The sequence below is a fragment of the Bacteroidota bacterium genome, assembly GCA_013360915.1.
Classification (GTDB): Bacteria; Bacteroidota; JABWAT01; order JABWAT01; family JABWAT01; genus JABWAT01.
In genome coordinates, this window is sequence record JABWAT010000002.1 from 125,310 (window position 1) to 147,042 (window position 21,733).

General features: G+C 46.5%; 33 protein-coding genes. 18 read left to right on the plus strand and 15 right to left on the minus strand.

What is annotated here, in order from left to right; genetic code table 11:
- The 9 genes from HUU10_04200 to HUU10_04240 all read left to right on the plus strand — a co-directional run bounded on the left by HUU10_04200 (nt 1) and on the right by HUU10_04240 (nt 6,939).
- A complete protein-coding gene (locus tag HUU10_04200) occupies nt 1-558 on the plus strand; it encodes an adenine methyltransferase (GenBank protein NUQ80792.1) in 558 nt (185 codons plus the stop codon).
- Between the two features lie 60 nt (nt 559-618).
- Nucleotides 619-1,350 (plus strand): site-specific DNA-methyltransferase, encoded by a 732-nt coding sequence (locus HUU10_04205; protein NUQ80793.1) that lies wholly within the window; start codon nt 619-621, stop codon nt 1,348-1,350.
- Between the two features lie 81 nt (nt 1,351-1,431).
- The gene (locus tag HUU10_04210) at nt 1,432-2,208 is read left to right on the plus strand and encodes a phage Gp37/Gp68 family protein (GenBank protein ID NUQ80794.1); all 777 of its coding nucleotides are present in this window, start codon (nt 1,432-1,434) and stop codon (nt 2,206-2,208) included.
- Nucleotides 2,209-2,299: 91 nt separating this feature from the next.
- On the plus strand, nt 2,300-2,779 hold the full coding sequence (locus HUU10_04215) for a hypothetical protein (GenBank protein ID NUQ80795.1): 480 nt from the start codon (nt 2,300-2,302) through the stop codon (nt 2,777-2,779).
- A 402-nt stretch (nt 2,780-3,181) separates the two neighbouring features.
- The gene (locus HUU10_04220; protein ID NUQ80796.1) at nt 3,182-3,715 is read left to right on the plus strand and encodes a hypothetical protein; all 534 of its coding nucleotides are present in this window, start codon (nt 3,182-3,184) and stop codon (nt 3,713-3,715) included.
- The gene (locus tag HUU10_04225; GenBank protein NUQ80797.1) at nt 3,690-4,157 is read left to right on the plus strand and encodes a hypothetical protein; all 468 of its coding nucleotides are present in this window, start codon (nt 3,690-3,692) and stop codon (nt 4,155-4,157) included. The genes HUU10_04220 and HUU10_04225 overlap by 26 nt, the downstream gene beginning before the upstream one ends.
- Nucleotides 4,158-4,218: 61 nt before the next feature.
- Nucleotides 4,219-4,572: a hypothetical protein gene (locus tag HUU10_04230; GenBank protein ID NUQ80798.1), complete on the plus strand. Its 354-nt coding sequence runs from the start codon at nt 4,219-4,221 to the stop codon at nt 4,570-4,572.
- Between the two features lie 280 nt (nt 4,573-4,852).
- Nucleotides 4,853-5,860 carry an adenine-specific methyltransferase EcoRI family protein gene (locus tag HUU10_04235; GenBank protein ID NUQ80799.1) on the plus strand — a complete coding sequence of 336 codons (1,008 nt, stop codon included), beginning with the start codon at nt 4,853-4,855 and terminating at the stop codon, nt 5,858-5,860.
- Nucleotides 5,857-6,939: a DUF262 domain-containing protein gene (locus HUU10_04240; GenBank protein NUQ80800.1), complete on the plus strand. Its 1,083-nt coding sequence runs from the start codon at nt 5,857-5,859 to the stop codon at nt 6,937-6,939. Before HUU10_04235 ends, HUU10_04240 begins: the two co-directional genes overlap by 4 nt.
- Before the next feature lie 76 nt (nt 6,940-7,015).
- Here the strand turns inward: HUU10_04240 and HUU10_04245 are convergent, their stop codons facing one another.
- Together HUU10_04245 and HUU10_04250 are read right to left on the minus strand one after the other, a co-directional pair.
- On the minus strand, nt 7,016-8,065 hold the full coding sequence (locus HUU10_04245; GenBank protein NUQ80801.1) for a hypothetical protein: 1,050 nt from the start codon (nt 8,063-8,065) through the stop codon (nt 7,016-7,018).
- A gap of 242 nt (nt 8,066-8,307) precedes the next feature.
- Complete coding sequence (locus tag HUU10_04250; GenBank protein ID NUQ80802.1) at nt 8,308-8,727, minus strand: hypothetical protein; 420 nt, start codon at nt 8,725-8,727, stop codon at nt 8,308-8,310.
- 126 nt (nt 8,728-8,853) lie between these two features.
- Between HUU10_04250 and HUU10_04255 the strand changes: the two genes are divergently transcribed.
- Complete coding sequence (locus HUU10_04255; protein NUQ80803.1) at nt 8,854-9,120, plus strand: DUF1883 domain-containing protein; 267 nt, start codon at nt 8,854-8,856, stop codon at nt 9,118-9,120.
- Here HUU10_04255 and HUU10_04260 read toward each other — a convergent pair.
- From HUU10_04260 to HUU10_04320, 13 genes are all read right to left on the minus strand, one after another.
- Nucleotides 9,037-9,303, minus strand: coding sequence for a hypothetical protein (locus HUU10_04260; GenBank protein ID NUQ80804.1), 267 nt, complete (start codon nt 9,301-9,303; stop codon nt 9,037-9,039). The two genes, HUU10_04255 and HUU10_04260, sit on opposite strands and share 84 nt — an antisense overlap.
- 15 nt (nt 9,304-9,318) lie before the next feature.
- Nucleotides 9,319-9,597, minus strand: a complete 279-nt coding sequence (locus HUU10_04265) for a hypothetical protein (GenBank protein ID NUQ80805.1) — start codon at nt 9,595-9,597, stop codon at nt 9,319-9,321.
- A 23-nt stretch (nt 9,598-9,620) separates the two neighbouring features.
- Nucleotides 9,621-9,872 (minus strand): hypothetical protein, encoded by a 252-nt coding sequence (locus HUU10_04270; GenBank protein ID NUQ80806.1) that lies wholly within the window; start codon nt 9,870-9,872, stop codon nt 9,621-9,623.
- Complete coding sequence (locus HUU10_04275; GenBank protein ID NUQ80807.1) at nt 9,869-10,141, minus strand: hypothetical protein; 273 nt, start codon at nt 10,139-10,141, stop codon at nt 9,869-9,871. Before HUU10_04275 ends, HUU10_04270 begins: the two co-directional genes overlap by 4 nt.
- The gene (locus HUU10_04280; GenBank protein NUQ80808.1) at nt 10,138-10,407 is read right to left on the minus strand and encodes a hypothetical protein; all 270 of its coding nucleotides are present in this window, start codon (nt 10,405-10,407) and stop codon (nt 10,138-10,140) included. The genes HUU10_04275 and HUU10_04280 overlap by 4 nt, the downstream gene beginning before the upstream one ends.
- 79 nt (nt 10,408-10,486) lie before the next feature.
- Nucleotides 10,487-10,717, minus strand: coding sequence for a hypothetical protein (locus HUU10_04285; protein NUQ80809.1), 231 nt, complete (start codon nt 10,715-10,717; stop codon nt 10,487-10,489).
- The gene (locus HUU10_04290; GenBank protein NUQ80810.1) at nt 10,714-10,983 is read right to left on the minus strand and encodes a hypothetical protein; all 270 of its coding nucleotides are present in this window, start codon (nt 10,981-10,983) and stop codon (nt 10,714-10,716) included. The genes HUU10_04285 and HUU10_04290 overlap by 4 nt, the downstream gene beginning before the upstream one ends.
- Nucleotides 10,980-11,486 carry a hypothetical protein gene (locus HUU10_04295; protein ID NUQ80811.1) on the minus strand — a complete coding sequence of 169 codons (507 nt, stop codon included), beginning with the start codon at nt 11,484-11,486 and terminating at the stop codon, nt 10,980-10,982. Before HUU10_04295 ends, HUU10_04290 begins: the two co-directional genes overlap by 4 nt.
- Before the next feature lie 189 nt (nt 11,487-11,675).
- Entirely contained in the window at nt 11,676-12,053 is a 378-nt protein-coding gene (locus HUU10_04300; protein ID NUQ80812.1) for a hypothetical protein, read from the minus strand.
- Between the two features lie 258 nt (nt 12,054-12,311).
- Nucleotides 12,312-12,818 carry a hypothetical protein gene (locus HUU10_04305; GenBank protein ID NUQ80813.1) on the minus strand — a complete coding sequence of 169 codons (507 nt, stop codon included), beginning with the start codon at nt 12,816-12,818 and terminating at the stop codon, nt 12,312-12,314.
- Between the two features lie 15 nt (nt 12,819-12,833).
- Complete coding sequence (locus HUU10_04310) at nt 12,834-14,441, minus strand: DNA cytosine methyltransferase (GenBank protein ID NUQ80814.1); 1,608 nt, start codon at nt 14,439-14,441, stop codon at nt 12,834-12,836.
- Between the two features lie 8 nt (nt 14,442-14,449).
- Nucleotides 14,450-14,635, minus strand: a complete 186-nt coding sequence (locus HUU10_04315) for a hypothetical protein (protein NUQ80815.1) — start codon at nt 14,633-14,635, stop codon at nt 14,450-14,452.
- 199 nt (nt 14,636-14,834) lie between these two features.
- Nucleotides 14,835-15,074, minus strand: coding sequence for a hypothetical protein (locus tag HUU10_04320; protein NUQ80816.1), 240 nt, complete (start codon nt 15,072-15,074; stop codon nt 14,835-14,837).
- Between the two features lie 254 nt (nt 15,075-15,328).
- Here HUU10_04320 and HUU10_04325 point away from each other — a divergent pair, with 254 nt between their 5' ends.
- The 8 genes from HUU10_04325 (at nt 15,329) to HUU10_04360 (ending at nt 21,659) form a co-directional block, all read left to right on the plus strand.
- Nucleotides 15,329-16,069 carry a DUF977 family protein gene (locus tag HUU10_04325; protein ID NUQ80817.1) on the plus strand — a complete coding sequence of 247 codons (741 nt, stop codon included), beginning with the start codon at nt 15,329-15,331 and terminating at the stop codon, nt 16,067-16,069.
- Nucleotides 16,056-17,981, plus strand: coding sequence for a hypothetical protein (locus HUU10_04330; protein ID NUQ80818.1), 1,926 nt, complete (start codon nt 16,056-16,058; stop codon nt 17,979-17,981). Before HUU10_04325 ends, HUU10_04330 begins: the two co-directional genes overlap by 14 nt.
- Before the next feature lie 8 nt (nt 17,982-17,989).
- Entirely contained in the window at nt 17,990-18,301 is a 312-nt protein-coding gene (locus HUU10_04335; GenBank protein ID NUQ80819.1) for a hypothetical protein, read from the plus strand.
- Between the two features lie 211 nt (nt 18,302-18,512).
- On the plus strand, nt 18,513-18,938 hold the full coding sequence (locus HUU10_04340) for a hypothetical protein (protein ID NUQ80820.1): 426 nt from the start codon (nt 18,513-18,515) through the stop codon (nt 18,936-18,938).
- Nucleotides 18,935-20,689 (plus strand): hypothetical protein, encoded by a 1,755-nt coding sequence (locus tag HUU10_04345; GenBank protein NUQ80821.1) that lies wholly within the window; start codon nt 18,935-18,937, stop codon nt 20,687-20,689. The genes HUU10_04340 and HUU10_04345 overlap by 4 nt, the downstream gene beginning before the upstream one ends.
- 67 nt (nt 20,690-20,756) lie before the next feature.
- Complete coding sequence (locus tag HUU10_04350) at nt 20,757-21,293, plus strand: hypothetical protein (GenBank protein ID NUQ80822.1); 537 nt, start codon at nt 20,757-20,759, stop codon at nt 21,291-21,293.
- Entirely contained in the window at nt 21,290-21,496 is a 207-nt protein-coding gene (locus HUU10_04355; GenBank protein NUQ80823.1) for a hypothetical protein, read from the plus strand. Before HUU10_04350 ends, HUU10_04355 begins: the two co-directional genes overlap by 4 nt.
- The gene (locus HUU10_04360) at nt 21,489-21,659 is read left to right on the plus strand and encodes a hypothetical protein (GenBank protein NUQ80824.1); all 171 of its coding nucleotides are present in this window, start codon (nt 21,489-21,491) and stop codon (nt 21,657-21,659) included. The genes HUU10_04355 and HUU10_04360 overlap by 8 nt, the downstream gene beginning before the upstream one ends.
- Nucleotides 21,660-21,733 lie beyond the last annotated feature (74 nt).

Here is a 21,733-nt window from a genome sequence, read left to right on the forward strand (position 1 = left end):
ATGAACCCTTTTAATCATCAGTCATCAGTCCAGAAAAACGATGAATGGTTGACTCCCCCGGAGATAATCAAAGCTCTGGGTGAATTTGATCTGGATCCGTGTTCTCCAATCAACAGGCCGTGGAACACAGCAAAAAAGCACTTCACAATTGAGGATAATGGGTTCCTGCAGGAATGGGAAGGTCGAGTCTGGCTAAATCCACCATACGGACAGTACACAGAAAAGTGGTTGAGTAGAATGGCCAGCCACAACAACGGAATCGTGCTGACGTTTGCCAGAGTAGACACCAATTGGTTCCATGAATGGATCTTCCGGTGCGCTACTGGAATTCTCTTCCTTAAAGGTCGGCCACATTTTTATCTGGCAGATGGGACGATGTATAAGAATAACTCGGGTGCGCCAGTATGCCTCGCTGCTTTCGGAGATGAGAATTTCGATGCACTTAATCGGTCTGGCCTGGCTGGAAAGTTGGTAAGACTTAAAGAGTGTTCTGATTGCAATGATCTCCGAGTTGAGGTGGAAAGGTGCTACGCGGCACTTCAATTCAAAATACGATAACAGATGATACGAGATATAGATATACAGGAACGCACAGAGGCAAGGCATGAATTTTACCGCATGTTACCTGCTGTGCCTTCTGTGGTGTTCAACGAGGATTGCGAGGTAGGATTAAAACGCTTTCCAAATAAGTACTTTGATTTAGCAATTTGCGACATACCATACGGAATTGATGTTGCGAATATGGCATACCTTAAAGAGATGAACACTACCGTAAAGCAGAAAAACGGAACAAGGCTGAACGGCAACAAAAACAAAAAGCCATATACGCAAAAGCAATGGGATAAAGAGCCACCTAAACAGAGTTACTTTGATGAATTGCAGAGAGTGAGTAAGGAGCAAATAATTTTCGGTGTTGAGTATGTCGATTGGCAAGGGTTAGGCACAGGGCGTATTAAGTGGAACAAAGGCGTTGCAGATGGTGTGAGTTTTAAGAAATATGAAATGGCTTACTGCAGCTTAATTGACCACGAAATTGAATTGCCTTTGTTGTGGGCTGGAATGTGCCAAGCTAAAAGCCTGAGCGAACCAATGACACAGCAAGGAAATAAGAAACTAAACGAAAAGAGAATACACCCTTGCCATAAACCGCAGCTTCTTTACCGAAAATTAATTGCGGATTACGGATTTGAAGGTATGAAGCTACTTGATACGCACGTAGGCGGTGGCTCGATGCGCATAGAAGCTGATTTAGCAAATTGCGAGTTTGTAGGCTTTGAGATAGATAAAGAGTACTGGACTTTGCAAGAGGAGCGTTTTAATACGTTTAAAAAGCAACTACGCTTATGGTAGCTTCTTTGGCATTGCAGGTAACTCTCAGATAGGCGAATGTTTGCGGTATAAGTACGGATTTTCAGTAAAACCGAGGGAACAATGAACAAAACGAAAATATCCTGGACGGACAGAACATGGAATCCGGTGGTTGGTTGCCAGCGGGTTTCACCCGGTTGTCGGAACTGTTACGCCTTTGAATTACACGACATGCGATACGAAGCATGGAATAATGGAAAGACAGGTCTGCCAGAGCAGTATTCCAAACCATTTACACAGATCCAGCTGAAGGGAAATCGTCTGGGTGACCCGATCTCAATCCGGATGCCACAGCGGATATTTGTGAATTCAATGAGTGACCTTTTTCACGCAGAAGTGCCTCCGAGTTTTATCATGGACGTGTTTAAAACGATGTCTATTGCCAGGAAGCACACATTCCAAATTCTGACAAAGCGAGCTGACAGAATGCAGGAAGTGGTCAACGATAACCTGATCGGCGCCTACCACCTTCCAAACGTCTGGCTGGGAGTCACAACAGAGAACCAGGAGCAATTTGATAAACGAGTACCATACCTGATTCAAACGTCAGCGCACGTCCGGTTCATCTCGGTTGAACCCATGTTAGGCCCTGTCTCAATAGAACGGTTTGCGGCACACCTTGACTGGGTGATTATCGGAGGAGAGTCAGGGAAAAGGGCACGGCCCATGCAAGACGAGTGGGTGGTGGATCTGATCCTTGAATGCAACCAGTACAACGTACCGGTGTTTTTCAAACAATACGGTTCAGTGTTGGCGAGGGAATACGACCTGAAGGACCGGTCCGGGGCGGATCCGTCCGAGTGGCCAGTTGAGTGGCCACAAGAATTTCCGGTGGTGTGAAAATATTTATTTATCAAAGTCTTGCTAAGTAAGCATAGAATTACTTACATTCGATCTACGTTTGTCTCCAAACCCAAACAGAAAGGACCACATGAAGAAGATCATCGGCTTATGCCTTCTGGTTTTTTCCATCGTCATTTTTGCCGGATTTACCCCGAATCCACCCGATCAGCTGTCTGCCTCAAAGCAGGTTGTCTGTGTAGCGGATATCGGAATTGACTCTGGCTTGATCCTCTATCCCTCGGTGTCAACGGATACCGATCTGGTGTTTGAGGAGCTGGATAATGATATGGATATTACCCTGACAGGTGACGTGATTTCCCCTTCCGATAGGCGATATATTTATCTGGACGACCGATTATGCGGAATCATCAATGATCCGTTAACCGGTACCAACGCCACGGAAAATAACCTTTTGCCATACGTTGATTTTGGAAAGGAGGGAAGGATTGGGCTTGTTGAAACACGCGCCCGATCCTGGGTAAGACAGGACCTGACTGTCAACGACAACAACAGGGTAAACCTTGACAGTGGCTACGAATGGCCTTTCATTCGCAATCCTGGCTGCTAAAACCCACCGCATTGCATTAAACCAACCCACGAAGCAAGCGAAAGGAATGGGGACGCCCGTTCGCAGAAAACCCGGCTCATGACCGGGTTTTTTGTTTTATATCACAGCACAAACGGAACTAACAGGCCAAAACAAGTGTATAATGGGTATAGCTGGTAGGGTTAGCCAACCATTAGAGTTAACCGAATGTAAACCAGTTTGACCGAAATTGTTGACTAATTCGTTTAACCTGATATATATTCGTGAGTCAAGCAAAAACGCTATCAGAATCATTAAAGGCCGATTACGCTAAGCCAAGAACCAAACCAATAGCACTTCAAAGTAGCCCCCTTAAGTGGGATGTTACTAATGTTTAAACGGACAGTATGCTATAACACGACATGCGTTTACGGTACCCAAGAGATGCTCGCCACCACAAAAAAAACAAAGAAAATCCCTTCCGGACAATTTATGGCCGAACAGGGGAATGCCCATCTTCACGAAGCAATTAACCAGATCATTCATCAGTGCAAGATCATTCGGATGGAATTGAACACTGGGACCATATCGAGAGAGATGTTAGAAGTTGTTGAAGCCATTGCTAATGATGATACACTCAAACTGGCCCAGCTTCAAAACGTAGAAAATGGCAGAAGGGCAATACGGGCCATTCTTCAGGACCTTTTTACAGAATTCGTTGCCAATGGGCTGGATAAGAGGGTTAGGACAGCAATTTTCTTCGAGAATCTATCAAAGTATGTTCTTTGGTTTCAGTTTAAAGACAATGACACGGAATCCATGAATTCGGTTACTGAGATAGTTGATCGGATTAACGATAAATATTACCCAATTTTTTCTGTTTTTATAGACTCATTCTATTCAGAGGCATCGGACGACCTTCTTGTGCCGAACGGATATCAGGTGTTGTTTGATGGCATCGAAACAGGAGCACATTGATAAGATTATCCACAACCTTGAGTTGTTGGGTGAAATAAATTCTGTTTCAGGTGATTATTTTGACTGGCGAATCACATTGATCTACTATTCTATTGTTCACCTGGTTGATGCGTTTTTGGATCAACATGGCCCTGGGGATCATCCCAGAAACCACGATGAGCGGAAACGGATGATCGGGGGAGGAAAGGTCCCGGTACCAATCAAAACGAAGTATATTCAATTAGAGTCAATAAGCAAGTTGTCTCGGTACATATCAAACGATCCTGCAGACCACAATGCTTCGTTTGGAAACACGGATATGTATTTGTTTAAAGCAATGGAACTGGCACAGGAAATAATCACTGACTTGACGAGCAGATTGTCCGTCACCATCCCCATTACGGTTGTTAAATCTCAAGAACTCACCAAAAACAATAGACTGGCACATTTTAAGGCCAAATGAAGTATGAGTCCTCTGGGATATAATTTATTCCAAGGACCAGAAATTACGGGAGTATTGATGTATGAAAGAGGCAGGAACGCTTTCTGTTAATGTTAGCCTCCAATTGATATCGTATTCTGAGGAAGGATACCGGGTATTGTACTCACCTGCTCTTGACTTATATGGGTATGGGAATGATCTGGAAGAAGCAAAAAAGAGTTTTCATTTTGCTGTTGAGGAATTTTTGCGTTACACACTCGAAAACCAGACTATATTCAAGGAACTTAAGAAATGTGGCTGGAAGATGAGAAACAATCGGATCCATGCCCCCAACTTCGATCAAATAGTCAAGAAAAATAAAATGGTTTCCGAACTTCTTTCCCGCCCAGGACTTGATCGGGAGTTCGAAGAAATTAAGATCCCAGCCTTTGCCTGATGTCATCCAACCGATTGAAAAACATATCGGTTCAGACACATCGTTCATTCCTTTCATATAGAGATTGCAGGTGCCTGCGAACTAATGGGGGGCATGAATCTTGGGGTAAGAAGGGCCTGACCAGGCCACTTACTTTTCAATCTCACGTAAAAACTGTGCCAATCTTTATTATTAAGCAGCATCTGAAATACTTGGGGTTGGTCGAGCAGGATTATATCAATTTCCTTGATGGTGACTGTTAATTATTAGGGTCAGAGCGCCTAAAAAGGTCTTTCTTTCTATGTCAAAACGTATCCTAAATAAAAACCTCGGAAAAGCAAGGGCACAAAAGAATGATGAGTTCTACACTCAGCTGTCCGACATTGAACAGGAAATGAAGCATTACCGCCACCACTTCAAAGACAAGGTGGTTTATTGTAATTGCGATGACCCGAGAATCAGTAACTTTTTCAAGTACTTTTCGCTTAATTTCAAAACGCTTGGGTTAAAGAAACTCATTACAACCTGCTATAAAAGCCAAAACCCAGACCTGTTCAGCACAGGTGATTCCGAGAGGGCCATTTACCTTGAGTACGATGGTACCGCAAACCTGAATGAGATCCCCTCTTTGAGCGACACTGAGATAACTCACCTGCAAGGAGACGGGGATTTCCGGAGCAGTGAGGCTATTGAGCTTTTAAAACAGGCAGATATTGTTGTCACAAACCCACCGTTCTCTCTATTTCGTGAGTTTGTATCCCAATTAATTGAGTATAACAAGAAGTTCCTAATAATTGGCCACCAGAACGCAATTACCTACAAAGACATTTTCAAACTAATACGAGACGGGGATGTTTGGCTCGGGGTTGAGAATGGTGGAACAAAATGGTTTGCCGTCAGAGATCACTATGATATCACAACTGAATCCCGCAAGAAGATAGAAGGTGGTCAAAAGTATTTTAGTATGGGGAACGTCAACTGGTTTACGAATTTAGATCACCCCAAACGTCATGAAGAAAAAATTCTTTATAGAAACTACGATGAGAACGAATATCAGAAATTTGACAACTACGAAGCGATCAATGTTGATAAATTGAAGGACATTCCCGCGGATTATTTCGGAGTGATGGGGGTCCCTATTACCTTTCTTGAGCAACACAATCCATCCCAGTTTGAGATCATCGGTCTGATTGCAGGAAACATAAAGGGCCTGGCCGGAATCCCTTCATCGTCTGGAAAAGATGGTCCATATATCAACGGAAAACTGAAATACGGTAGAATTCTGATCAGAAGAATACAGCAACCATGAAAATCGAACTCAAAGAAATCACTATCAGCGAGCTTACAGAGGGATATAAGGACAACGCAGAGGGTGGTGTTGTTGGATATGGCGGAAGGTTGGACATTCGCCCACCATACCAACGAGAGTTTATTTATAAGGACAAACAGAGGGATGCGGTCATTGACACGATCATGAAGGGATTTCCTCTGAATGTTATGTACTGGGCAGTAGGGGAAGACGGGAACTTTGAACTTATTGACGGCCAACAGCGAACGGTCTCTATCTGTCAATATGTGAACCGGGAATTCGCTTTCATGTTCAGATATTTTCAGAATCTCGAATCAGACGAGGTTGACCGGTTTCTAAATTACAAAATTATGGTCTATCTGTGCAGCGGGTCTGATAGCGAGAAACTGCAGTGGTTTAAAACGATCAATATTGCCGGCGAGAAACTGACCGACCAGGAACTGAGAAACGCGGTATATTCCGGCCCGTGGGTAACAGACGCAAAAAGGTATTTCAGTAAGAACGGGTGCCCGGCTTACAATTTCGCGTCTGATTACATGACAGGTACTGCCATCCGCCAGGAATATTTGGAGACAGTGATTGATTGGATTTCGGTGGGAAATATTGAAATCTACATGGCCAAGCATCAGATGGATGACAATGCAATCGAACTCTGGCTATACTTCCAGGGGGTTATAAACTGGGTAAAAGCCACCTTTCCAAAATACCGCAAAGAAATGAAGCGGGTGCAATGGGGACCGCTTTATGAGCGATGCAAGGAAAACAAATACGATCCGAAACAACTCGAAAAGCGGGTTTCAGAGCTCATGCTTGATGATGACGTGACAAACAAGGCTGGCATCTATGATTTTGTCCTAACGGGAACAGAGAACATGCTTAATATCAGAGCATTCTCTGAATCACAGAAACGACAGGCTTATGAGAAGCAGGACGGGAAGTGTATGGTCTGTGGGAACAGATTCGATTTTGATGCCATGGAAGCAGACCATATCACCCCATGGCATGAAGGCGGGAAGACCAATCAGGAAAACTGCCAACTCCTCTGTAAGTTTGATAACAGGCGAAAGTCAGGAAAGTAAACCCCACCAACAAAAAAGGGGTCTCAATGACCCCTTAACACTCTCCGGTTTATACAGACCACCCGGTCGATGAGCATCAGTTCCTCATCATACCCGGAGTCTGGTTTGACTTTACCATGTCAGAAACGATCCTCCACAGGTTATTGGATTGCCCGTCAACAAAGATCCGGTTCACGTAAGACCCTTTCATTCTCCCGCGGCTTTTCACATCATAGTGGTACCTGTATTTCAACTGCAGATAGATCGAGGACCAGACAAAGGAATAGTTTAGCTTATTCTCTTTGCAGTACCGTCTCACCATCCAAGACAGATTCGCCTGAAGCGTAAGGGGATCGGCAGGCATATCGGCCAGGACAGGTTCAAACAGGTTTGTCTGAGCAACGACAGGTACATTGGGAGGAAGACGATGTTGGTTGTTTGCTACTTCTCTGGTCGCGCCAGCGAGTTTTGCAGAGATATTGCCCAGTTCCACGATCATCTTTCCGAGTTCAACGAAACCGTTGGTCATTTTCGTTTCCAGGCGGCTTTCCATATCGCCAAGCTCTTCACGGACGATACGAACAACGTCCGTCCGCGACAACGAAGCCACGCCGGTTTCTGCGCGTCTGGTTTGAAGCGCAAAGTATGCCTGAGCGGAAGCGATCTCTGGTTTACGCGGATCCCCGTTCATTGCTACCAGGTAGCAGGCAATCCGGGAGAGTTGGTAATCCCGGGAAAGTTGTTGTTTATCACCGAATCCCCTGTCAACCATTCGGCTGACCGGTCGGAAATGAGTAAAACCCTCAAAATCGGGATTTCCTGCATGGTGTGCGGCGCCGCCTACCATGTCAGAACCCTCAAAATCGGGGTTTCCAGACTGCTTCCCGGCTCCGGGAACCAGTTCAGAGGCAATGTATTGCAGGGTTTTTTCCGGAACGAGACCGGTGTTGATCGCGGACTGAACAGCCCGGCGAATGGATTCCTCAAACTTTCGCCAGTCAACATACCCGAGCAGCTTCATCAGATCCCTGGCCGACCAGAATTCGGTGCCATCCGGGTATCGTTTGACGATCGAGTCAAAAGGAGAGGTAACGTAGTTGTACGCCAGCTGATTGGTCAGGCTGGCAGATTGCGGGGTAAAATTCATTTGGTGCTCCAGTGATTTGTTTTTGATAGAAACAGGGGCCGAGACTTATCAAAGCGGACACTGGTCCCGCCCCCACAAGCCTCGCGACAAGGGGAGTCTCGGCCAAAAATCATTGCCGGAAGTTTGAGTCAGTTGGTTGATCGGTTTGGTAACCGGTTTGCTCGCTGACGCGGAGGCGAATTAACGCCAGTGTTTTCTTTGATGCTTCAAACTTCGGAAAGACGGCTGAAAATGTCAAGGGGTTAGCGGTTGAGTGCCACCCATAGTTCGAGTTTCATCATACCCAACATCTTTGGTTGCGCTACACTGTTAATTGCGAAGTAAGATAGTTTGTTAAATCCTGTTTCTGGATTCACCTGCCATTGCATGCGAAGTGTGTCAACAGCGGCGGTTTTATCGTCATAGTGAAGCATTTTGAGTTCAACAACATGTTGTTTCTCTTCTCCACGAAAGTACCTCCAATCAATCTTACCCTTCAGGCCGGCGGCATGAGCAATAAACGTCTCCCAATTAACGCCTTCCCCCATGGCATCGGATTTCCTTACTATATCAATGATTTTCTTATCAGCTTCACTCTCACCAGTCACTTCTTTTTTGCTTGGCTGGCATCCGACCAGAGCAGAAAGGACAAAGACAATGATAAATAGATGATTACGTTTCATGAGTAGCTTCCTTTGATTGGTTGAAAAAGTCAGTGATGTCCGTTGAAATTTACCTAAAAATATTTTTAATTGGAACCGCAGGTCATCTGTGACCGCAGTCAAAATGCACGAAAAAAGGGCCAGAACATGGAATTTATCCATTCAAAAAGACATTTAAACGCCGGTGATATCGTCGAATTAACAGCAGACGTTCAATGCAACTTTATGCTGACAACTGATACTGAGTTCAGAAATTTCAAAGAAGGGAAGTCCTTTCGGTACCATGGTGGTTTCTTTAAGGCCTTCCCCGCTAAAATCCTTGTCCCGCACTCAGGGTTGTGGAACATCACCATTGATGTTGGCGACAGGACTGCCGTTATTCGCCACCAGATACGGATCATCCCTATCAGGTAAGTGTTTATCGTATTCCTCCTGATCGGACCGTGCGCATGCCAGGGCATAGGTCAAAATATCAACCAGTGTTTTATGGACCGATTGGTTTGGGATTGTTCCTTTTGGAGCATGTGGGGACTTTAGCCCCCATACAGGTTGATCGTTAATTTTGATCTCTACTGAGTAATTCTCTGGTATTGGCATCGTTATTCTCCTTTTTTAAGGTTTCTTTGGTCTGATTTGGCCAGGCATCACCCAGATGAGGACCTTATTATCTGGGGTATATTTGATTTTGATCGTTTTACCCCGCCTTTTAGCCTCACTCTTTGCTTCTCGCCCGATAGCGTAGAGTTCCTTTTTATCGGAGGCAGTGACCTCAACGCATTCATCTGAATTTTCGCGTATGAATACCTTTAATTCATTGAATTTGCCAGAGGGGCCTCTTATGATACCAATGGCACTGTTAAACTTTTCAGAACTGATTTTCTTTAATTGCATTGTTTGGGTTCCTTATTGGACACTTATTGTTTTGGATAAATGCTTACGATAAATGAAAGATTGTCGCAGTACCGTATATCAATAGCTTTGCCATTTTTTTTCGCATGAATGTACGCATAATTGATGGCCTTCTTGACTTGCTTTTTGTCATCTGCTGTGACTTTCATGTATCCGATACGGGTATTGCGCATAAAATCTCCTAATGGCTTGTGCCGGCCAAAGAGTTTATGGGATGCATTTTCAAATGTCTCTGTAGATATGCGTTGCATTTTCATGGTTTGTTCTCCCCGGCAATAATAATTGATGTCACCCGAATAAGTGCCGAATTTGGGCCTACTCTTTTTACCTCAATCTGTTTGCCAACTTCTTTTGCTGCTTTTCTGGCGCTCAGTATAGCCGACCTGATTCTACCGCTGGTTTTACAATCAACCTGAACACACCCATCTGTTGTTTCAAATACGAACCGGCGAAGTTCATGGTACATATACCCTCTGTGAGGAGGTAACCTGTCGAACTCTTTTTTGCTGACTATTTCGAATTTCATTGTTTTTTCTCCTTTTTCGGGAATTCCGGATACGTTCTGCAGCTATCCATATCGCATCCTTCCTCGATCGAAATACCCTTATAGGTTTGACGGTGGAACTCCGACACTCCATCTCCTGCGTTGATTTCATGGGCAAGGATTTGCAGTGAATCCTCTATACCCTCACCTTCAAATACATCATTTAAGGTCTCAAGAAACTCTGGAGATTCATCATCGTACTCGAATTCAATAATTCGTAAAAATTCAATTGTGGTTTTTCGTTTCATGGTGGGTCCTTTCTTTTAGTTACTTTCTATACATATTCCGCGGACGTGTATAGGAAACCGGTGTTTTCTATACATATCGTTACTTTCTCAAATACCTTTCATTGTCTGATCCGGGCTTAAGTCTTTGCTTCCCGTCTTTACTAAATGACCGGTCACCATCTTTTTTTATGACAATTCGATCATCAAGCCCATCAACGTCAACCTGTTTGCGTTTGCGGCGGAACTTTCTGTTCCATATTTGTTTGTCTTTCTTCTCACTCTCCGCAGTAGTAATACCAGTAAATGGTTGCTTTTTGCGAGAACGGCTCATTTTCTCTCCTGCTTCGACCGCGTCCAGTCCTTGCCGGCCATGTCAATGTTGTCGTTGATGATTTGGTACTTTAGGAAGTAAGAATACTCCCGTTCCCTTAACCAGAAATAGTCTTGATTATCATGTAGATATAATTGTTTATTAGACTCCCATTCTGTCCCGTCTTTATTTACCCCTCTCCATTTTGCCCACTCGTTCATCCATGGGCGTTTCGGGTCGAAACCGCCGAAGTCGCAATGGTCTGGCTGTTCAATAATTGGTTTCATTGCCACACCTTTGCTTTAAACGAAATCACCCATACATATGGGTTTGCGTCCCATGAACCGGGGCCGTAGATGGATTCCCATAAGAAACAAAACTCCTCAATAGGATCATTTGTAGTTAGCGGTATTCCCTCATCCATTGCATCGTCCGGAGTTATATCCTGAAGTCTCTCAATCCGGGTGTCGGTGATTTCAAGAAATATCCGGCATACAACAAAAGGCATGTGGATGGACGGTTTCCATTTTACATTGCTTACGGATGGTGTATTTTTAAGTTGATAAGGCGAATTTTTAGGATACCCGGCTTTATAGATAAAAAGCAAATCATCATTTCCATAGGCCCATGTTTCACGGACCCATAACTGATCGCCTACTTTACCGAAAGGCGTTTCATTGAATAGCCATAAATATGGATCACCCTTAACTATCCGCCTTGTTTGCGTCTTCTGACCATCCAGTATTGCACGGACCATTTCGGTTGAGAATATAATCGGGGTTGATTTCATTCTTTCCCTCCCTTAATAATCAAATAATAGTAAAGCACCCACCCATCACCCTCTGGTTTGTCAATTTCGACCTCCAACCGGATATCATAGGCCATTTCGACCGGGTGCATGTTTTGGCAAAGGGTATAGACCTTCTTTTGCTCGACAATCCCATTATGTCTTCTGCCCCAGACCGCCTTAATGACCACGTTACACCACCGACACCTGGGTACCGGTAGCCATCGTCCAGATAACCTTACCACCCGGAGCCGCTTCGCGCAAAGGGGCAAAGTCATTGATATAATCATCATCTGTATAAAACGCTCTACAGGCATCTACGGTCGTCCCACCCATTTCAAGGACCTTGTGGGCACGCTTATAAATGTTTCCAGGCTCATCATATTTCCGTGTGATCTGGGAGATTACACGGTCAATTCCTTCAATGTCACTGGTCCGCCGGCACCGGTTCACCTCATCCACCCATGAATGGAACAGTGGATCCGCTTTGACCTTCTCTTGATTGGCCCACGTAACAAACCGCCGGTAGGCATGAGCGGTTACATCGTTTTTTATTCTCTTCTCGTTCATTTTAAAGCTCACCTGATTTTTACTCACCATATTGAGTTAATTTACTCAGTGCCGTTCAGCACCGACAGAAAAACCAACTGCCGGCAAACACCGGCAGCTGGCAGGGTTAAAGACTATGGTTCGTGTAAACACGGTTACTTCATGGATGCCTCCTTTCATAGTTAAACAAACGGATAAACTCATTACAGACCCCACCGGAGAAGGGTCAGAAACACAGCGACAACCGCCAGGCCGAGAAACATTGCCACAATCAGATCGTCACGCCGGTCTTTCATACACCACATCCCATTTACCAACAGTATTCCACAAAGAGAATAATGTCTGTAAACTCTGCTTGAAGTTTGACTGTGTTATATTATTGAGTACAACCTTTTCCCTTATCTTCTGAATCCTGCCAAATCGATACTCATAATTTGAGACCAAAAATGTCATTGCTGTGGTTCTCAGATTATACGACAATGAAAATCCCATATTCCCAAACGATGACACTATCAAACCAACATTTTCGTCGTCCGATTCGTCGTCCGACATTCCGGGATAGAACTCCATGGGAAGCAGAGGATACATGCCGACCAATTCATATAATTGAGCATTCAGGCATTCCTTATTCATCGAAAACTGAAAGCACACAAAACGGAGAAATTCAGTGAAATAGTAAGTCTCCTTATCGTAAAGCTCTTTTCTTAGGTTAAACTCGATATCCGAGATACCCTCTTCCCGTTTCCATGAATTATGGATTAATACTGCCTTTTCGATTGTATTCATACTTATCTCCTATTTTTAAACAGCCAATCTGTCCAGGTCGGAACCAATGTACCCTGACCAGACAGACTCAATCAGCGCCCGGACAAGAACAGGTGGAACACTATTCCCGATGAACTTCTTTTTGTGACCTTGATTGCCAATCAGCACATAATCAGACGGGAATCCCTGAATACGGAGCATCTCAACAACACTGAGCATGCGCATCTTGATGTCTACGATATTGTTTTCTGCCATGAATGCCTTGATCTGTCTCATTATGGGTGAATCTGACTCAGATATGGAAATGTCCGGAAGTCCGGCAGAGACAGAAACCAGAGACGGAGGACGCTTATCCATCCGGGCTATGAGAGTGAAGCAAGGTTTATCAACGCCTGATCCGCCATTATTAAATTGCGGATTCACCAAATAGTGATATTTCCGGTTGGCGGTAATGACCGGAGAGGGGGATTCCAGGTCGGATCCCACGTTGTTGTACTGGGTATCCATTAACCAACCATGTTCTACTCTGACCAGATTCAACTTTGGAACGGTTGTCAGCGACCCAGCTGGTGTCTCAATCGATTGATTCTGTCCACCAGAAGAGTATTGTTTATCAATAAAGTGCTCAGCCTGGATTACAGCGAGACGATCTTTGGTCGTTAGGGTGATCGAAGGCTTGTCAATGGAATGCTCGGTCCCGGTGCCATGATATTCGGCAAGAAAGGTAGTCTGGACGAGCGAATGATGGTCAACAGTAGTCAAGCTGCCGGCAGGCGAATCGAGAGACACCAGTTTATGGTCGGGATTCCCGCTGAAATGTTTGGTAATGAATGCAGACTCGCCGCTACGAACATACTTCTTCAGGCCAGCATAAATCCTCCGTAGAGTAGCGTCCGATAGTGGCTTTTTCCGATTAAAAATCGACCGGCCTTCCTCAGCGAGATCCAAGACCTCTCTGACAGGTTTCCACTTGCTTAAACCGCCAAACAACCCACCACCATCTGGCTTACGGCTATGAGTAGGCACAGGCCAACAAACAGGAACGCCGGGCCGAGAAAAAATACCGAAATACCGTTTCCTGCTGGTATAGGCACCAAAATCTGCAGCATTTAGGATCCGGTAATCATACTCGAATCCAAGGGCTTTAACAGACTCAACCCACCGGATATAATCAATCCCACAGTACCGCGAGACCGGCTTACCGTTTTCATCCAACGGCCCCCAGCACATAAACTCTTCGACATTCTCAAGAAAGAACAGTTCTATGTCAGGGAGAGCATGGAGATAGCGCAGCAGATGTTCAGGCAAGGTTCGGCTGTCCTGATTACGAGGGAGACCGCCCTTTGCCCGGCTGTAATTTGTGCATTCAGCAGAGGCCCATAGGCAAACCACACAGTCCGGATTCCTTGTCTTCTCGCGCTTCACCAAATCGACAAGGTGATCAACATCGAGAATGCGTATATCCTCAACAAAGTGATAAGTGGCGGGGTGATTCGCAGAATGACTCTGGATTGCAAGGTCATCATGATTAACAGCAGCAATAACCCGGGCGATCTTAACCCCATTTCGGGTGGCCGTTTCAATGCCAGTGGTAACACCACCAGCACCGGAGAATAGATCGATGAATACGAATTCCTTCGTCATCCGGCTTCTCATTCAAATGGAGCAAGGTTAGCGGCAACGCGGTTGATTGCCTCTGAATCGTCAATACTCAGGTTGCGTATCGCAACACGCGAAATTATCTGGCCATCGGCAAGGTGAATGCCCATTTGACTGATAAACGCCACAGGACAACCAAGATCCAGCAGCCGGCAGGCGAATTTTAAAAGAAAGAACATTGTTATTTACCCCCATCTCTCGAAAGAAACTCATCCAATTCACTCAAAAGATTTCTGACATGAAGAAGCTCCTCGACATCAGCCCACGTAAAACCGTCAACACCACCCCTGTTATGGCGAGATAACAGTTTCTGCTGTATGCCGGAGACAAGCCTATCGACATCAGATCGAAGAAATTCGTACTCGGCCCCTGAAGCACTCATACCATTCCCCCAACCGTCCAAGTTTTATCAGAGCCAAACTTATGGATGGTCACTGTGGTACCGGTCTCCACGGCAGGACGACCAGCGACCAGCCGGGCGATAGGCAGATAGGCAAACGATTCAACGGTTTGATTTTTAGGATTGACAAACCAGTAGCGGTGATGAGGCCAGTCGATTCGGTCACCGGTGTGACGAAATCCGTTGATGACGGCATCGGTAGGTTTTACGTTTTTCATAGTACATTTCCCCTTTGAGTACAGGACAAAAGTACTAAACAGTATTGTATATAAGCAACAATATGCTTACTTATTAACAGAAATTAATAGCAAGAACAGGCTAATAAGTGAATAGGGGTAATCGCGTTTGATAAAAACTGACCAAATAACTTAACATCTTCATTGTGTCAAGTTAAATAAGGCCCTCTGGGCCGGTTTTTGAGCAAAATAACTTAACACCACCATGTTAAGTTAAGAAGGGCATGTTAAGTTAAATGGCGAGACCCACTAAAGAGCAGACAGAGAAATTGGAAGCGGAACTGATCCGGTTGATCCGGAAGGACACCACTCTCAACATATCTGAAATGGCAGAGGCCATGGGACTGAGCAGACAGTCCATTTCCACGATGATTCACCGATTGAAAAGCACCAGCAAAATCAGCGATGCCGAGTATGCGCTTCATAAAGGAGAGAAGGTTCTGCCTGATGTCGCGGCGATTAAACCCACCATGAAACTGATCAGGAAACAGACCGATCAGATCATTCAGGCAGGTGAACGCGACCTGATGACAGTTAAGGGCAGTAAGAAGAGGAAAGACCAGCCGCCACCACTTGCAGGTCTTCCGGAAGTCATGATGGGAATGGTCCCTGTTCAAATCTCATTCGACCCAACGAAGGTGGAAGCGGATTTCCGGATGAGCTTACTTCGGAACACGCAAGTTCTGGACGAGATCATTAAAATGATTGCTCTCCGCGGAAAGATCGGCCAGGAAGAGGCGAACGTGATTGCCACACTTGTCCGGGTGACCAATGACATAGTGAAGACATGGACCGGGACGTATGCGTTGATCAACATGGAGGTTGAGCACAAACTTCAATTCCGTATCCTGTATGAGGAACTCACTCGCTTTCTGACCCCAGCGCAGATTGCAGACCTGGCACGCCGGTGTGAGACCCGGTTCACAGCAGAAAAGGCCGATCTGTTAAACCCAAAGGTATCCAGTGAGCCTGTTTAAGTATCTGATCGATCGGTCCGGGGTTCCAACCCTGATGATCAAAGGGCATGACAGCCAGTTTAAGACAGAGCCGGTTGACATACTGACCTTTGCCCGGGAATTCCTCGGCAGGCGATTATCAGAACCACAGCAGACGGTATTGACAACCATTGTAGGTACTGATCCGGCCCGGATTTCCATAGACAAACAGATGGTGGTGGCAGCGGTCGGCCAGGGTGGAGGCAAAAACTATACGTTCGAGACCCTTGTCAGTTATTACGCCTACTGGATAACCAATCTGATTGATCCTTTCACCTACATTCCATCCCTGACCGGAAACGATCCGCTGGACCGCAGCAGGAATATTGATATCGGGAACTCAACACTGGTCAATAAGGAGCAGGCAGAGCGAGCGTTTTTCGTCAATGCTAAGAACGCCATTGTATCAACCAAGGACCCGGCAACTGGCGATAATTGGTTTGAGCGGTACGCAGGACTGAACATCGACAAAGCGTTTAACGAGCCGGAAATTGATTACTATCAGGTCGGGAAGAAGAAGCAGATTAAGAACCAGTCGATTGAATTTCCGCCACTCAGGAGGGGAGAGGGATCGCTCCGGTTGATTTCGTTTGACTCAACAGCCACCAGTCCGGAAGGGTATTCATTCATTTTGGGTATCGTTGACGAAATCAGCCGCGCAGACAGCAAGGCGACCTATTTGAAAGCGAAAAAATTGGTCAATATGTACGAGGGAAACAACGTCTCCCGTTTTGGACGCTTAGGAAAGACTCTCATGTTTTCCTATCTGAATACCAGCCAGTTTGACCTTACCCATGAATACCTGAAGCGGTACGAGGAAGAGCGCAGGCAGGGGATTAAAACCGGCCTGATCGCCTTCAGGTTCAGTACATTCGAGTTCAACCCGAACCGGACAGAAGCCGAATTCATCGACAAACGGAGTAAGGACCCGGTTGAGTACGATGCCCGGTATCTCTGCCAGAAAGCCGGTGGCCATAACCAGTTCTTTGCCCCGTATCAGACGAAGATCCGCGCGATGATGAGCCATGGAGTCGAACCGGCCGTAATATGGACCAAGACCATAACCAGCAGGCCGGACAATAAAGGTGGGGTCGCAAACTACTCAGCCCTGCAGTTAGAGGCAATAAAAGGAGATAATCGGCCAAGGGCATTCGCAATCGACAGTTCAATCAATCAGGACGGGTTTACCATAGTCGGAGGATATTCAGAACCAGTGGATCCATATCGGGAAGAAATCTTTCTGGACGCACGGGAACCTGAGCTGGTCGCATTCAACCGGATTCCCATTATTGACACCATCCTGAAATGGAAGCCAGACCGGGACCATCCGGTAGATTACTTGAATGTAGCAGACATGATCTCCCACATTCTGACCGCGTTTCCCAACACATACGCCATTGACTCCGACCGGTACCAGTCAGAGAAATTACGGCAGGAGATAGAACGCCGGGGAGTATCTTCCACCTGTCACCTGTTCAGCAGGAAGCAGCAGGAGCGCTTATACAAGCGAATGAGAATTCAGGTTTGGAGTGACCGGATCCGTTGTCTGGCCGATGATGATCTGGACCGCGAGTTGACGGAATTGATACTGGACAAGGGCCGTATTGACCACCCGGATGGCGGGTCCAAGGACGTTGGAGATGCACTGGCCCTTTCCGTAGACCTACTGAACCGGTACAGCGAATTTGTTGCCGGAGGCAGTAGCATAGACAGCGAACCAGCGATGAAGCGGTTGATTGAACAGTACATCCTGCATCGGCACAATCTCCGGCAGTCCGGTGTCAATGAGAGCCACCCGGAACACATTCACCGGCTGGCAGACCTCATGGGAGTAACAATCAGAGAGGCCCTGATAATCCGGAAACAGGTCGAGGCCTACTATCCGAAATCATAAGGAGCGATATGATAACTGAGCGGGCATTGGACGAACAATACATGATGGACGAGGCAAACGGAGTGGACCCGACCGTCAGACTGTTTAAGGTCATTGATGAACTTTGCCACCGGTACACAGGCATTCAGGAGAGATTACGGGCAGCTGGACTCCCGCTACTCCCAAGCGAGATAGAACGACAAATGGAATGCGATGAACCGGTTTTCCTGCTGATCCGGGATATGGTGGAATCCGGCCAGTTCTCCGAACGATTGCTGGAAGAATCCAGGAAGGGAAGCGATGAATCGGCCACGTTAAAGCGCCTGTCCGGTATCGTTTGAATTGAGTTTAGCAAAATTTTGAAAACATAGTTAAAATGTGCTATTTACAATTGCATAACTGACTGAATGCCCCTACATTTGTCATTGGATTGCAATTGGTAGGTGCAGACACCAGCCATAACCACATAGCGCAACCCCACAAAAGGGGAGTCGAGGCCGGACAGCCGGTTTTTGACTCCCCTTTTTTTATTCGTTGAAGCAGGAGTAACGAATGATCGAAGAACAGACCAAAACAGCAGAAGCTCCCGACACGGAAGCCACAGCCCAAGCCCCCCAACAAAAGTCACAGTCCATTCAGGAAGAGATTGAAAAGCGAGTCTCGGAACTCGATCCGATTTCCTATCTGGGATTATCCAAGAAACAGCTGATGAAACAGCAGGAGCGAAATGCCGATACGCTGAATCAGTTATCTGTAACTCTGCAGGTTCTGAATGAACGGACACAAAAACAGGCCATGGCTATCGAGGTAATGAATCAGGAAATGTATGAACTCAAGCGCGAAAAGTTCGAGTTACAACAGGCCCTTATTCAGTCCGAATTGAATGCCGGGAAACTGTCCAATGAACTCAGTGATATTAAAACCACCTTCAAAACGTGGCTAAGGGCCTGCCCGTTGTTTCAACAGAGGACCCCATGAGCCGTAAACGAGACCGGAAACCACAACCAAAACCGGAACAACAGCCCGAGATCACATCGATCGATCTTGACAGCGAAGTACTGGACCAATACAAAAACGAGGTGCTTAACACCCTTCTGGCATCGGCCAGTCTGCAACAGCAGATCGGATATCAGGATGGGATGAAGTACGGGGACCATTCCATTGGTTACCTGCCATCCTACGACCTGCTACGAAGAGCAGGCCAGCACTCAGTCGCCCTGATGATCAAACAGAAGCGGACAGCGCAACTTGCCAAGTTCGCCAAAGGGGTGGATAAGGAAGTGGGAGCCGGAGCGATCAATAAAACCGGCTTCAACCTGGTCTTTAAAGATGGTCATATTCCAACCAAGCAGGAGCGGGAGCAACTGGACCAGTGGGAGCGAGTTATTGAGCGCGAGGCGTTCATTGCCCCATTCTCAGTCCGCCCATCCATGCTGCAATTCATGGCAGCAGCTTACCGGGACTTTTTCGATCTGGATGCAATCGCCCTGCAAAAGATCAGGGGATTGTATGGAAGACCAAGAGCGCTTACCCTGAATGATTCCGCAACGATTTACCCGGTTATTCACCCGGCAGACAAGGTGAATCAGAACATCCTGCTGGGGGAAATCCGGTCGATCATGGCACAGGCCGGACGTGACATGAGCATTCCACAGAACCGACAGCCGGACTATATCCAACTGATCGACCGGTTGAAAGTCGCAGAATTCTATTCCGAGGACTTAGAGGTTTTCCACCTGAACAGAACCAGCGATTACCGCCGGTCTATCCGGGGTTACGGGGTAGTCGAACAGGCCGCGACCATGTTGGGATACCTCAGTGGGATGTTGTCTTACAATGCCAGCAATTTCAATGAGACAAAGATTCCGAACGGATTGCTCGTTCTGAAAGGTGCAATCGGTAGTTCAAACCTGCTGGAAACCCTAAAACGGATGATTCACGCCAATCAGACGGATCCGCGGTTAAAGAACCGTATCGTATCAATCAGTATGCCGAAAGAGGGTGATGCCCAGTGGTTGAATCTGAAAAACACCAGCAAGGATGAGGAATTCCACCAATTCTGGGTCCTGATCGGCACCATCTTCTGCCAGATTGCCGGGATTGCACCCCTTGAAGTCGGTCTCCCGAGTTATAGTCAGATGATGAGAGCAAGCGCTCTGAATGATACGGCAGATGATGGAATCATCCGCCAGTCATCGGACGAAGGTGCCCGGCTATTCCTGACCCACCTGCAAACGTCAATCAATCAGAGCGAATTCATTGAGGCATTCACATCCATGCCGGTCGAATTGCAGTTCGTTGGCTTTGAATCACAGGATGCCAAAGGTCGGCAGGAGTTGAATGAATTGAGACTCAGAACCGGTGATGCCAGTATCAACGATCTCAGAATTGAGTCAGGTTTGGATAAGGCCAAAAATCCGGTGGACGTTCCAGGCATTCCGAACATTTATGACATTCCTGGGATTAATAACCAGTTCATTCAGCAGTTTGTCTCCGGTCAGGTTCAGAATCAGATGCAGATGCAAATGCAGCAACAGCAGATGCAGATGCAGGGCCAGCAACCCCAGCCCGGAGAACAGCAACAGCCTGACGGACAGGCAGATGACGTTCAGGAGTTGACCCCGGAAGACCTGAAAAAGCTGAAGGCCCAGGGAATATCTGAGGAAGAAGCGCGGCAGGCGCTTGAGGAATACAAAGCCAGTCAACAGTCACAACAAACTGCCGGTTAAACGGCCCGCCGGGGAACGCCACCTCCTGCTTTGGTCAGTACCCGGCGATTACTTTACAGAGGGCATCATGATAGAAACTATCATCGGAATAGACCCGGGAGTACGGGCGGGTCTGGCAATCGTCACAATGAAAGACCGGACGATGACTATTCAGGTGAGCACATTCTTCCCAATTCTTGACCTGATCAAGTCCCACGACCCGGAAAAGACAATAGTCATCATCGAAGATCCGAACGAACTGTCAATCACACGCAGGGCCACTTATCAGAAGAAAAAATATTACAGCCAGCTGGCAGCAGGAAGGCAAAATCCGACCGGTTTCATGAGTAACGCAGAGATTGACCATATCAGCCAATCGGTAGGGAAGAACAAACGGGAAGCCCAGCTATACATCGAATTCTGCAAGAGAAACAAGTACCAACACCTGACCTACTATCCTCATCACAACAAACAGAAGCTCGCCGGACTCAATGAATATTGCGAGAAACTTAGGCTGGCATTGAACGTGAAAAGCATCCAACAACACGGCATTGATGCCGGAACTATGATCGCTCAGCGGTACAATGACGTGATGAACATGATCAGAGAGGAAGTAAAGAAATGAGCACCCGGACCCAAATACTGACAGTTATTTACCTGTTTACAGTCCTGACCCGGCTGGTGTTTCTCTGGAATGACTTCGGGATGATGATTTTCATTCCGGAGACGATTGTGGTGGTTCTTACAGTGGTGATGATCATCCTGACCGGTATTGGGTTCTATTGGGTTTGCATGGATGCGCCGGCACCATGGGAGTATGATGAATAAGTTGATAGTATCGGTCGCAGGCGATTTCCCGCTGACCTGGCCGGGTTTGTGGAAATGGACTGTCCTGTTTAAGCATGACGAGCCGAGCAAAGAAGAAGATCGGCATGCGGTAATCAAAGCCCGCCTGTGGGAAAGCATGAAGGGCAAAGGCAGTAAAGGCTGACAGATTGAAAGAAATGGTTGTGTGGATCCGGGCGAATCTTCACGCGGATAACCGGATGATCGTAAGTGGGCGGA